At 44.2% G+C, this 12,084-nt stretch carries 12 protein-coding genes; 1 reads left to right on the plus strand and 11 read right to left on the minus strand.

Features of this window, described 5'->3' with window-relative positions:
* Window positions 1-28: 28 nt before the first annotated feature.
* From C8N29_RS00935 to C8N29_RS00965, 7 genes are all read right to left on the minus strand, one after another.
* A complete protein-coding gene (locus tag C8N29_RS00935; protein WP_107864142.1) occupies window positions 29-1,006 on the minus strand; it encodes an NADPH:quinone oxidoreductase family protein in 978 nt (325 codons plus the stop codon).
* Window positions 1,006-1,806, minus strand: a complete 801-nt coding sequence (locus C8N29_RS00940; protein WP_107864143.1) for an alpha/beta fold hydrolase — start codon at window positions 1,804-1,806, stop codon at window positions 1,006-1,008. Before C8N29_RS00940 ends, C8N29_RS00935 begins: the two co-directional genes overlap by 1 nt.
* A 1-nt stretch (window position 1,807) precedes the next feature.
* The gene (locus C8N29_RS00945; RefSeq protein ID WP_107864144.1) at window positions 1,808-2,650 is read right to left on the minus strand and encodes an SDR family NAD(P)-dependent oxidoreductase; all 843 of its coding nucleotides are present in this window, start codon (window positions 2,648-2,650) and stop codon (window positions 1,808-1,810) included.
* A 182-nt stretch (window positions 2,651-2,832) separates the two neighbouring features.
* Window positions 2,833-3,597 carry an SDR family oxidoreductase gene (locus tag C8N29_RS00950; protein WP_420836647.1) on the minus strand — a complete coding sequence of 255 codons (765 nt, stop codon included), beginning with the start codon at window positions 3,595-3,597 and terminating at the stop codon, window positions 2,833-2,835.
* A 59-nt stretch (window positions 3,598-3,656) separates the two neighbouring features.
* On the minus strand, window positions 3,657-4,358 hold the full coding sequence (locus C8N29_RS00955; RefSeq protein WP_107864146.1) for a histidine phosphatase family protein: 702 nt from the start codon (window positions 4,356-4,358) through the stop codon (window positions 3,657-3,659).
* Window positions 4,359-4,373: 15 nt separating this feature from the next.
* Window positions 4,374-5,444: a phosphotransferase family protein gene (locus C8N29_RS00960; RefSeq protein WP_107864147.1), complete on the minus strand. Its 1,071-nt coding sequence runs from the start codon at window positions 5,442-5,444 to the stop codon at window positions 4,374-4,376.
* A gap of 290 nt (window positions 5,445-5,734) precedes the next feature.
* A complete protein-coding gene (locus C8N29_RS00965) occupies window positions 5,735-6,961 on the minus strand; it encodes an acyl-CoA dehydrogenase family protein (RefSeq protein ID WP_107864148.1) in 1,227 nt (408 codons plus the stop codon).
* A gap of 90 nt (window positions 6,962-7,051) precedes the next feature.
* Between C8N29_RS00965 and C8N29_RS00970 the strand changes: the two genes are divergently transcribed.
* Window positions 7,052-7,963 (plus strand): LysR family transcriptional regulator, encoded by a 912-nt coding sequence (locus tag C8N29_RS00970; protein WP_204509244.1) that lies wholly within the window; start codon window positions 7,052-7,054, stop codon window positions 7,961-7,963.
* Window positions 7,964-7,973: 10 nt separating this feature from the next.
* Here the strand turns inward: C8N29_RS00970 and C8N29_RS00975 are convergent, their stop codons facing one another.
* The 4 genes from C8N29_RS00975 to dnaJ all read right to left on the minus strand — a co-directional run bounded on the left by C8N29_RS00975 (window position 7,974) and on the right by dnaJ (window position 11,940).
* Window positions 7,974-8,960, minus strand: a complete 987-nt coding sequence (locus C8N29_RS00975; RefSeq protein WP_107864149.1) for an AraC family transcriptional regulator — start codon at window positions 8,958-8,960, stop codon at window positions 7,974-7,976.
* 245 nt (window positions 8,961-9,205) lie between these two features.
* Window positions 9,206-9,787, minus strand: a complete 582-nt coding sequence (locus tag C8N29_RS00980; protein ID WP_107864150.1) for an NAD(P)H-dependent oxidoreductase — start codon at window positions 9,785-9,787, stop codon at window positions 9,206-9,208.
* A 60-nt stretch (window positions 9,788-9,847) separates the two neighbouring features.
* The gene (dapB, locus tag C8N29_RS00985) at window positions 9,848-10,654 is read right to left on the minus strand and encodes a 4-hydroxy-tetrahydrodipicolinate reductase (protein ID WP_107864151.1); all 807 of its coding nucleotides are present in this window, start codon (window positions 10,652-10,654) and stop codon (window positions 9,848-9,850) included.
* A 158-nt stretch (window positions 10,655-10,812) separates the two neighbouring features.
* Complete coding sequence (dnaJ, locus tag C8N29_RS00990) at window positions 10,813-11,940, minus strand: molecular chaperone DnaJ (protein WP_107864152.1); 1,128 nt, start codon at window positions 11,938-11,940, stop codon at window positions 10,813-10,815.
* Window positions 11,941-12,084: the final 144 nt, after the last annotated feature.

Below are 12,084 nucleotides of genomic sequence, written 5' to 3' on the forward strand. Positions count from 1 at the left end.
CATGCAAAACACGGAGTCGATGATTACTTTACTCCATGACTAATAACGCTTTACCTGTCACTTTACGCTGCATTAAGTCATTCAAGGCTTGAGCGGCTTGCGCCAAGGGATATTCTGCTGAAATATGCGGTTTTAATTGCCCCTGCATCAGCCATGCAAACAACTGCATCATATTGGCTTGATTATCTTGTTTTTGCCGAACCGCAAACTCTCCCCAAAACACACCAACAATTGCACAACCTTTGAGTAAAGCTAAATTTAGTGGCACTTTGGGAATATCGCCCGCAGCAAAGCCAACCACTAAATAACGACCACGCCATGCCATTGAACGCAAGGCGGGTTCGGCATAATCGCCACCCACCGCATCGTAAACCACATCCACTCCTTTGCCGTCAGTCAAGGTTTTGATTTGTTCACGCCAGTTAGCTTCGGTGTAATTCACCACAGCATCTGCGCCATATTGTTGGCAAACCGCTAATTTTTCAGCCGTTGAAGCGGCAGCAATCACTTTTGCCCCCATGACTTTGGCGAGTTGCACCGCAGCTAAACCCACTCCACCTGCTGCCCCCAAGACCAATACGGTTTCACCTGCTTGCAACTGAGCGCGGTCTTTTAATGCGTGATAGGACGTGCCAAAGACATAAGCAAAGCTTGCTGCTGTTTTAAAATCAAAGACGGGTGGCACAGGAAACACCCGTGAGCCATCAGTGACAACTTCTTCGGCAAAACCACCCCAACCAGTCATGGCAATGACGGTATCTCCGACTTTTAGGTGTTTAACACCTTCGCCAACTTCTTTAACCACACCTGCCACTTCGCCACCCGGTGAAAAGGGCAATTCGGGTTTGAATTGGTATTTATTTTGAATAATTAAGGTATCAGGAAAATTAACACCACAGGCTTTGACGCTAATGACGACTTGTTTTGCACCTGCTTGTGGTGAAGGAATATCTTCTAAAACAAGTGTTTCGGGAAGGCCATGAGTTTTGCAAAGAATAGCTTTCATTATATTACCTTTATAAACTTTTCTAAGGCTGCATTGACTGCATCAGGTGTTTCAACGGTTGAGGTATGCCCTGCTTGTGGAATCACCACCAATTGACTGTGTTTAATTGCGGCGTGCATGCGTCGTGATTTGGCAGGAATGGTGGCAATATCCTCATCACCGACAATAATCAAAGTGGGTGTCGTAATTGAAGGTAAATATTGATAAACCCCTTGTCGACTAAACACACCATTAATGGCTTTGCCAATATTGACTCGGTCGTTTTGCAACAAACGCCGACGCATTTCAACGCGTTGTTCAGCACGATGAGGGTCAGTTAAAAAGGTTTGACCAAACATGATGTGCATCGCTTGTGGCGCAACCACGGCCATCCCCAACCAACGGGCAATTTTGGGTAAGACTTTATATTTTAATAAATTTTGCTTAGGTTCTAGATCGGCGGAAGTTTCGAGCAAACTTAAAGACAACAACCATTCCCGATGATGAATGGCCAAACGCATACCGACAAAACCGCCCATCGACAAACCAACAAAATGCACAGGTTTGCCAACCAATTGTTTAATCAAAGCCAAAGCATCAGCAGCGAGTGTGTCCATGTCATAACCACTGTCGGTCGCTTGGGAACGGCCTTGTGCTCTAAAATCAAAGGTAATACAACGATAATGCTGTTTGAAGAAGGCAACTTGTGCCTCATACATTTGACCACTCCACAACAAACCATGCGCAAAAACAATGGTTTGCGCACCTTGGCCATGCTCTTCGTAATAAATATTTGCACCATTTACCGTTAAATAAGGCATGTCACAAACTCACTAACGTTGGATTACGCTCTTGTAAAATATCTTCCATGCGTAGTTGAATGGATGATTTAATTTTGGCATGGGTAAAGATGTAAAAGCGTTCTTCTTGAATCGCCGTAAAGACATCATTAGCCACTTTTTCGACAGGAATACCTTTCGCCACTGCTTGTTGCACCATACCTGCGGTAAAACGATTAACTTGGTCGGCTTGACTAAAATCAATGCTTTGGCCAACAGTGCGATTACGCTCTGCCTCGGCAATGCCTGTTTTGACCCATGCAGGACACAATACCGAGACTTTTAACTTAGCTTGGCGCAGTTGTAAATCAAAAAACAAACCTTCAGAAACCGTCACCACCGCATGTTTACTGGCATTATAAGCGGCAGTACATGGCAACGATAACATGCCTGCAACTGATGCTGTATTAACAATATGTCCTTCTTCATTGTTGGCTAACATTCGGGGAATAAAAGCTCTTAAACCATTGGTTACCCCATAAAAATTAACCCCCATCACCCATTGCCAATCTTCAGGTGTGGTTTCCCAAACAGGCCGAGAAATCGCCACCCCTGCATTATTGACTAACAGATGAACGTTACCAAAATGAGCAAATACCGCATTGGCAAAGGCATCAACCTGTTGGTGATTAGCCACATCAAATGCTTGGCTAAATACCTCGACCCCTTGTGCAACAAACTCATCGACTGTTGTTTGTAATTTTTGGCTATTAATATCGGCTAAAGCGAGCTTCATGCCGTGTTGTGCCGCTTGTTGAGCAATCGCCTTGCCAATGCCTTCGGCTGCACCTGTAATCACCGCAACTTTGTTTTTTAAATCTTTCATAAGTACTCTGTATTATTATCATTAACGGTACGCAAAATGTCAGAAAATCATCAATGGGTATTAACAGGGATAGCGTGGTGCAGCATGTTCGAGGCAGGGATGCCGAGTTCTGCGCCACAAATGGTTTTGCTTACTTTTGCCGAAACAAAAGTAAGGCCTGCCGCAGGCAATACCCAGAACGCCTATCCCAACAAATATCCACCATCAACATTTAAACACACACCCGTTGTATAACTGGCCGCAGGTGACACCAAATACAATACCGCACCTGCCATTTCATTCGGTTGAGCAATACGATTCATAGGCACATGTTGTAAAACCGACTTAACAATTTGCTCATTTTTCACCAAGGCTGAGGCAAATTTGGTGTCGGTAAAACCCGGTAATAAAGCATTAACACGCACGCCCATGCCTGCACATTCTTTGGCAAAGGCTTGGGTCATTGACATCACAGCGGCTTTGGTAATCGAATAAATGCCCTGAAATAAACCCGGAATCACACCATTCACTGAGGCAACATTAACGATTGCCCCACCACCGTTTTTCGCCATCAATTTTGCGCCATACGATGACATAAAAAAGTAACCACGAATGTTAACATCAACCGTCTTTTGAAAAGCATTAACATCGGTATCGATAATCGAACCAAAATGCGGATTGGTTGCGGCATTATTAACCAGAATATCTAAACGACCATGTTTAGCCTCAATTTGGGCAAAAATGGCTTCAATTTGTGCCATTTCACCAATATGACAAGCCATTGCTTCGGCTGAGCCACCTGCATTAATAATATTATCAACCACCACCTGACAACTTTCGGCTTTACGGCTCGAAATAATCACATGTGCGCCATGTTGGGCTAATAACTCAGCAATCGCTTGGCCAATGCCACGACTTGCACCTGTCACTAGGGCTATTTTTCCAGATAAATCAAAGGTATTTGCCATTATCATTTTTTATACTCAACTGTAACTCCCTCTCCCTTTGGGGAGGGTTGGGGTGAGGGTTAACGATAGGTAATTAATTCTGCTTGATGCTGTTGTTCTAAATGGCCATGACTATTGAGATAGCTAAGACTGAGTCGCTCGCCACTAAACAACAGCTTAGTCACACCTGTATTCACTAAATTCCAATTAATAGTAAAGGCTTGTTGAGGGTCTAAAGCCAATAACTGCTGCACAATCGCGGTAATTGTGCCGCCCGACGTAAACACCCAAATATGACGTGCATTCGCTGCTTCAGCACGCACTTGTGCTAAGGCTTGCCAAGTTGCCTGTTGAAATGCTGACCATGTTTGTTGGTAATCATGGTCATATTCGCCACTTAACCAACGGTCAACTGCCGCACTAAACAAGGCTTGAAAGGCTTTGCGTGGATTAGGACTAGCCGCTAAAAACTGCGCCATCGCACTATGTTCGGCCAAATCAGGACGATAACGATTTAAAATCTCAACATGGTCAAACTCATTAAAGCCCGTTAAGCTTTGCCAAGCACTTGCTGATAAATCATCGGTCATTGCCAAACAATGTTGTGCGGTTTGTAAATGCCGTTTTGCCTGCCCTAAATAGACTTTTTCAACAGGTAAAAGACAATCTTTTAACCATTGACCAAGGAGCTGAGCTTGTTGCTCACCACGCGCCGATAATTGGTCGTAATCCGCCGCGCCAAAACTGGCTTGACCATGTCGCACCAAATAAATTGCCGCCATTTTTTACCTCAAAACTTATAATTTAGAGTTTGCGATGAAACCTAAACAACGTTGCTCAAGATAATTGACCATTTGGCCAAACATGGCAAATTGGGCATTTTTGCTTTGACCATGATAAAAACGATAATAAATTTGTTGGGCAATCACCGCTAAACGGAACAAGCCATAAATACTATAAAAATCAAAATTATCGACTTGATAACCTGTTTTTTGGCCATAATAATCAATCACTTCTTGGCGCGTTAACATACCTGCCAAATGGGTGGGTTGACGACGCATCATTTGCATCACCCCATCATCATCAGCCTGCACCCAATACGCTAAAGTATTGCCTAAATCCATTAAGGGGTCGCCAAGTGTTGCCATTTCCCAATCTAACACACCAATCACTTCTAAAGGATTATCAGGATTTAACACGACATTATCAAAACGAAAATCATTATGAATCAAACAAGTAGCCACATCCTGACTGGGCATTTTGGCTTTTAACCATGCCATCACGTCCGCAAAACTGCCGACATCGGGTGTACGTGCTTTTTCATAACGGTCTGTCCAACCATCAATTTGTCGTTTGACATAGCCCTCACCTTTGCCCAAATGGCTTAAACCTGCTGCGCGATAATCCACTTGATGCAATTCAATCATTTTATCAATGACATTAATGCACAACTGGCGCGTTTGCTCAGGGCTTAAATTGAGTGATTTGGGCAAGTTTTGCCGAGGAATAATGCCTTTAATCCGTTCCATGACATAAAAATCGACATCCATCACCTCATCTGCATGGCTACTCGCCAATACGCTTGGCACATAAGGATAGACAGGTTTTAGTGCAGTCATAATGTGTGCTTCACGCAACATATCATGTGCCGATTTTGCTTTATGGCCAAACGGTGGACGACGTAAAATCAAATCACGATCGGCATACGCTAACAAATAGGTTAAATTTGACGCACCACCTGCAAACTGTTCTAAACGTGGTTCACCTTGTAAAGACGGCAACTGACTTTTTAAAAATTGGTCAATACGGGTAATATCTAACTCTTCACCCTGACGCACCGAACTGGCTTTGTCTAAAAGATTGTCCATTGTTATTCTCTAAAATAATTAAGTTCCTCCCCCTAATTTAGGGAGAGGTTAGGAGAGGGCTATTTGCGAAACCCCACCCTAACCCTAATGCCAGTCAGTTAAGAGAAAATTGCCCCTTAAAAATAACCCTTCGACTTCGCTCAGGGTACATTTTTCGTTGGTTGAGCGGTGGTCACTGAGCGCAGCCGAAGTGAGTCGAAACCAACAAAAAATGCTTAACTGACCAGCATTAACCCTAACCCTCCCCTTAACAAAGGGAGGGAAGACATATATTCACAACTGAGCTTAGTTCAACCTGCCAATTTAGCGATTTGCTTTTTATATTCTAATTTAGCAATCAAGGCTCTATGCACCTCATCAGGGCCATCCGCCAAACGCAACACACGCGCATAGGTATATAAGGCGGCTAAGGGGAAATCATCGGACAAGCCTGCACCACCATGAATCTGAATCGCTGCATCAATCACTTGTTGGGCAACATTGGGCGCAACCACTTTAATTTGGGAAATTTCACTCATTGCCCCTTTTACACCTACGGTATCCATCATCCATGCTGCTTTTAACGTTAATAATCGGGCTTGTTCAATCGCCATCCGACTGTTAGCAACAATATCAGGATTACCACCTAGTCTTGCCAATTGTTTACCAAAAGCGACTCGTGTGCCTGCACGTTGACACAACAAACTTAAAGCACGTTCAGACGCACCAATCGCACGCATACAATGATGAATACGACCCGGCCCTAAACGCCCTTGTGCAATTTCAAAACCACGTCCTGCGCCTGCAATAATGTGGCTAATCGGCACACGCACATTGGTAAAGGACACCTCACCATGTCCTGACGGCTCATCAAAACTGGAAAAAACAGGCAACATTCTTTCTACTTTAACGCCTTGAGCATCAATCGGGACTAATACCATCGAATGTTGACGATGTTTTTCGGCTGTTTGATCGGTTAAGCCCATAAAAATCAAAATTTTGCAGTTGGGATGACCAATGCCTGTACTCCACCACTTGCGGCCATTAATCACCACTTCATCACCGTCAATAATCGCAGTAGCTTGCATATTGGTGGCATCACTTGAGGCAACATCAGGTTCAGTCATACAAAATGCCGAACGAATCTCACCACTTAATAATGGCAATAACCATTGTTGTTTTTGCTGTTCAGAACCATATTTAACCAAGACTTCCATATTGCCTGTGTCGGGTGCATTACAGTTAAATACTTCAGAAGCAATAAAAGACGTACCCATCATTTCGGCTAAGGGTGCATAATCACTATTACTTAAACCTGCGCCATATTCCTCATCAGGCAAAAATAAATTCCATAAACCTGCGGCCTTCGCTTTGGCTTTTAATTGCTCCATCACTTCGGGCTGCCGCCAATGTTGATGATTTGGGCTATGACTTAAACGTTGAAAATAGGCCGCTTCGGCAGGATAAACCTCGTCACGCATAAACTGTTGTAAACGTGCCAGATAATCTTGGGCTTTGGCAGAATAAGAAAAATCCATGATTTTGTTCTCTGTGCAATAAATTTGCATTGAGCTTAGACCGCGCTCTATCATCTAGCAAATGAATAGTTTGCATGGACAACTATCAATATGCTGCATATTAGTCGGGTGGATTTGAATTTATTTATCGTCTTAGATGCTATTTATCGTGAAGGCAATATTACTCGTGCCAGTCAAAAACTGCATTTAACTCAACCTGCGGTCAGTCATGCCTTGGCGCGTTTACGTGAACTTCTCAAAGACCCGTTATTTGTGCGTCAAGGTACACAGATGATTCCTACACCCTACACGCGGCAATTGATTGTCCCCATTCAACAGGCCTTACAAAGTGTTGAACAAAGTATCAATCAAGAACCGTTATTTGAGCCATTACAGAGCGAACGACATTTTTATTTAGGCTTACGAGATGTGTTAGAAGCGTCGATTCTGCCGCCGTTATTACAACACCTACAACAACATGCGCCGCATATTTGTTTATCCAGTGTGCGTTTAGACCGACAAGATTTAGAGAGTGAGTTAACGGCAGGAAATATTGATTTTGCCTTAGAAATTCCTTATGCCGTCAGTGATAGCATTGAACATTTGCCTGTAGTCAGTGACCAATTAGTTGTCGTTGCTCGTCAACAACATCCTGCATTAGCTTCAGGTTTAAATTTAGAAAATTATTTAGCCCAACGTCATATTATGGTGTCTACACGACGTAAAGGCTGGGCATTGGAAGACGTAGAATTAAATAAAGCTGGCTATAAACGAGACATTCGTTTACGTTGCCAACATTATTTTGCCGCGTGTCGTGTCGTCAGTGAAACCGATTTATTATTAACCATGCCCGAGCAATATGCGCGCTTAGCAAATGCACAATTTGGCAACCAACTCTTTGATTTTCCGCTCAAAAGCCCGATATTGGATATGCACTTATATTGGCATCGCAGTGCTAACAAAGACCCTGCCCATCGTTGGTTACGCGGTCTTATTAATGACTTGTTTCAGCGTTTTAGTTAGAGCGTCTTCTCTAAAGTGCTTTACGATAGACTTTGGGCGGCTGCTGATACCAACGCTTAAACGCACGATTAAAGGCACTTTGCTCTGAATACCCCAACAACAAGGCAATATCGGTCAACGATAAACTTTTATCTTCTAAATAACGAACAGCCAATTCTCGACGGGTATCTTCTAAAATATCCTGAAAAATCAGTCCACGCTCTTGTAGACGACGTTGTAAGGTGCGTGTGGATAACGCCATATAAGCCGCAACCGCTGGTAAGGTAGGTTCACCTTCGTGTAAACATTGCACCATAATTTGCTGCAATTTTTCTTCAAAGGCATCGGCTTTAGGCAAGACTACTAACAAAGATTCTGCCTGTTGAGATAACAACTCTAATAAAGTCGGGTCGCTGTGCAACAATGGCGCTTCTAAATAAGCGGCAGGAAAACGGACACGGGTAACCGTATCTTCAAATTCGACAGGACAATGAAAATAGTCACTATAGACTTGGCAGTTTTTGGGTTTTGGATTGACAAAACTGACAAACGAAGGATGCAGAGGCTGATTGGTCAAAATATGCAAAAAGTTGAACAACGCAGCAATAGACGTTTCATCAACTAATGACCCCGGTTTGCCATAATCAATGCCCCAGCGTAACTCCATGCCCTGCTCGTCCATGTGCACACTGAACGGATTTACGTCATAGACCAAACGCTGGTAGCGGGCAAAACGCAGTAAGGCTTGACCTAAGGTTTGACAAGATAAGACCAAATAGCCCAACACCCCCACATGACGCGGTGCAATACGTTGACCAATGGCAAGACCTAAGGCGGGGTCATTGACCGCAGTAGAAATTTTTTGTAGCAGACTCGACCACAATTGCAAAGAGATGCGTGCTTGTGTGCCATATTGCGCGACAGCGTCATCAACTTCAGGGATATGTACTCCTTTTTCGTGAATAAAGTCTCCTAACATGCCTAGCATGGAGCCTGTCAAAAAAAGACCTTTGAACATAATCCGCTCTCTTGCTTCCCCTGTTTAGGGATGCTGTTATGGTTATTGTCATGAGCTAATGGCGTGATATGTTAAAAATACTACAGTCGAGACGTTTTGCAAAGTGCCTAATCAGCGCTATTGATGACCGTCAAAAGCAGATTATCGGCTATCTTTTAGGCATTACGCGCTTATAGGATAGCCGCGTTTAGCTGAATCTATCGACAACACAGCGTCATCTACAGAGATACCTGAGCGCCTTCGGTTTAGCGCATCTGAGCCCCTAATTGATAGACTTGGGCTAACCATCGCTGTTTTTGTGTGTCACTAGCCGCCTTCATTGAACCAAAACTACTGATTTTGACAGGTTTAATGCCACAAAATTCTAAAATAGCGTTTTTCATTTGATAATGATTAGGCATGTGGTTAATCCACTTAAAGTACCAAGGTGGCGAATCCATCGTCACTAATAATCGAGCGCTACGGCCTGTCAACAACTTGTCCCATAAGGCTGAATTTTTACGATACTTAAAGGCAAAACTGGGTAAAAAAGTACGGTCGATAAAGCCTTTTAATAAGGCTGGCATCGCCCCCCACCATAAGGGATAAACAAAGACTAAATGTTCTGCCCATTGAATTAAACGCTGCGCCTCTTGTAAATCAGGTTCAAGTTGTGCAGATTCGGTTTTATAGCCTTGAAAACTCAATTCAAAACGCAGTTGGCTTAGGATGAGTTGTTTGATGTCTGCGCCTGCCTGTGTTGCCCCCAAGACATACTGCTCGGCTAAAGCATGACAAAAACTGTGTGGTGCAGGATGCGCCAAAATCAGCAAAATACGTTTTGACATCGTGTTATTCCATAAAAAAAGAGGCCAATTAGCCTCTTTCTTTAATCAGGTCAAATGCGTTTATTTCAATCCTAAAACATCACGCATATCATACAAACCCGCCCGACGGGTGCCAATCCAAGCAGCCGCACGTACTGCACCATTGGCAAAATTCATACGGTTAGTTGCCACATGACGAATTTCCACACGTTCACCGTCACCCATAAAGTAAACGGTGTGGTCGCCCACAATATCGCCACCCCGAATGGTCTGGAAACCAATCGTTTGGCGGTCTCGTGGCCCTGTGTGGCCTTCACGTGCATAACAAGCGACTTCTTTTAAGTCACGGCCTAAGGCCTTAGCCACCGCTTCGCCCATCATTAACGCTGTTCCAGATGGGGCATCGACTTTATAACGGTGATGCGCTTCTAAGACATCTATATCGACGGTATCTCCAAAGGCCTTGGCAGCTAACTCCAACAGCTTCAATGAGACATTGACCCCAACGGAATAGTTACCCGAATAAACTATTGGGATTTCTTGACTGGCTTCAATCAAAAACTGCTTTTGCTGGTCATTTAAGCCCGTTGTACCAATGACAATCCCTTTGCCTTCCTGACGACACAAAGCCACATTATCAATGGTAGCGGCGGGTGCGGTAAAATCAATCACGACATCAACTAAGTCTATTTGACTGGCTAAAGAGGCGTTGATTTTGACGTTCATCGGACTTAATGCCGCCATTTCGCCCGCATCCGCGCCAATTAATGTACTGCCTACGCGTTCAATGGCCGCCGCTAGTACCACGTCTTCACGCGCATCGACAGCATGAATCAACGCACGTCCCATACGACCTGCTGCCCCACAAATTCCAATACGTGTTGGCATGACTACTCTCCTAAAATCTGCAACATTAGGATTAACACAGAAGACAAAAAATAGCGAGCTACGACAGGGTGTTGAGCCTGCAAACTGAGTTAATCCCAACTTTTTCAGCTCATAAGGCTTGTTAGGTTAACCTTCAACAAGCCTTTGCTGCGTGTCCCTTACGAAAATAACTCTTTTAAGCCGTCAAAAAAAGACTTTTTATTGGGAGATTGCTTATCGTTACCATCTAAACTGGCCTGAAATTCCCGCAATAGTTCTTTTTGTTTGGTATTAAGGTGTACAGGCGTTTCGACAATCACACGGCACAACATATCACCCGCATCATAGGCTCTGACAGGTTTAACACCTTTACCACGTAAACGGAATAATTTACCTGACTGTGTGCCTTCGGGAATTTTAAGTTTAACGCGACCATCTAAAGTCGGCACTTCAATTTCTGCCCCTAAAGCCGCATCAACAAAACTAATAGGGACTTCGCAATATAAATCTGCCCCGTCACGCTTAAAGATACTGTGTTCTTTCACCACGACTTGTACATACAAATTACCTGCGGGCGCACCATTTGCCCCTGCTTCACCTTCACCTGCCAAACGTACTTTATCGCCTGTATCTACACCTGCGGGAATGGTGACCTCTAAGGTTTTTTGTTTGTTGGTTCGGCCTTCACCATGACACGCCTCACACGGGTCTTTAATAATTTGGCCTTTACCACGACAGGTTGGGCACGTTTGCTGAACGGTAAAGAAACCTTGTTGCATCCGCACTTGGCCTTGTCCACCACACGTACGGCAGGTAGTCATGCTAGAGCCTTTTTTAGCACCTGAGCCATCACATACTTCACACACTGCCGCTGTGGTAAAGCGAACCTGCTTTTTAACCCCTTTGACTGCTTCTTCCAGCGTTAACTCTAAGGTGTATTGTAAGTCAGCACCACCGCGCTGACGACTTCCGCCACCACGACCACCGCCACCACCAAAAATATCACCAAAGGCTTCAAAAATATCACTAAAACCGCCGCCACCACCAAAACCGCCGCCAAAGCCCCCTGCGCCCATGTTGGGGTCAACACCTGCATGGCCATGACGGTCATAAGCAGCACGTTTATCGGCGTTAGAGAGAATTTCGTAGGCTTCGTTCGCTTCTTTAAATTTCTCTTCGGCTTCTTTGTTATCAGGGTTACGGTCTGGGTGATACTTCATCGCCAAGCGGCGATAAGCCTTCTTGAGCTCTTCCTCAGTGGCTGTTTTGGCCACACCCAAGACTTCATAATAATCGCGTTTCGCCATTTGGCTATTCTCCGCTAAAATGACAAACGCCAAAGTTATAGGACTTATGCATTGCACTGCAATTAGCGCGCTTTGTGAGCATAAAGCCATCTAGGATGACGAATATGTGAACAAATAAGCGATAACCGCGTAAGTCCTAAACAA

It is taken from the genome of Agitococcus lubricus, from assembly GCF_003051055.1.
Taxonomy (GTDB): Bacteria; Pseudomonadota; Gammaproteobacteria; order Pseudomonadales; family Moraxellaceae; genus Agitococcus; species Agitococcus lubricus.

Coding starts and splice junctions, on each gene's coding strand:
- C8N29_RS00935 (WP_107864142.1), bottom strand. CDS start 1,006: ATGAAAGCTATTCTTTGCAAAACTCATGGCCTTCCCGAAACACTTGTT.
- C8N29_RS00970 (WP_204509244.1), top strand. CDS start 7,052: ATGCTGCATATTAGTCGGGTGGATTTGAATTTATTTATCGTCTTAGAT.
- C8N29_RS00980 (WP_107864150.1), bottom strand. CDS start 9,787: ATGTCAAAACGTATTTTGCTGATTTTGGCGCATCCTGCACCACACAGT.
- dnaJ (WP_107864152.1), bottom strand. CDS start 11,940: ATGGCGAAACGCGATTATTATGAAGTCTTGGGTGTGGCCAAAACAGCC.
- C8N29_RS00975 (WP_107864149.1), bottom strand. CDS start 8,960: ATGTTCAAAGGTCTTTTTTTGACAGGCTCCATGCTAGGCATGTTAGGA.
- C8N29_RS00950 (WP_420836647.1), bottom strand. CDS start 3,597: ATGGCAAATACCTTTGATTTATCTGGAAAAATAGCCCTAGTGACAGGT.
- C8N29_RS00960 (WP_107864147.1), bottom strand. CDS start 5,444: ATGGACAATCTTTTAGACAAAGCCAGTTCGGTGCGTCAGGGTGAAGAG.
- dapB (WP_107864151.1), bottom strand. CDS start 10,654: ATGCCAACACGTATTGGAATTTGTGGGGCAGCAGGTCGTATGGGACGT.
- C8N29_RS00965 (WP_107864148.1), bottom strand. CDS start 6,961: ATGGATTTTTCTTATTCTGCCAAAGCCCAAGATTATCTGGCACGTTTA.
- C8N29_RS00955 (WP_107864146.1), bottom strand. CDS start 4,358: ATGGCGGCAATTTATTTGGTGCGACATGGTCAAGCCAGTTTTGGCGCG.
- C8N29_RS00940 (WP_107864143.1), bottom strand. CDS start 1,806: ATGCCTTATTTAACGGTAAATGGTGCAAATATTTATTACGAAGAGCAT.
- C8N29_RS00945 (WP_107864144.1), bottom strand. CDS start 2,650: ATGAAAGATTTAAAAAACAAAGTTGCGGTGATTACAGGTGCAGCCGAA.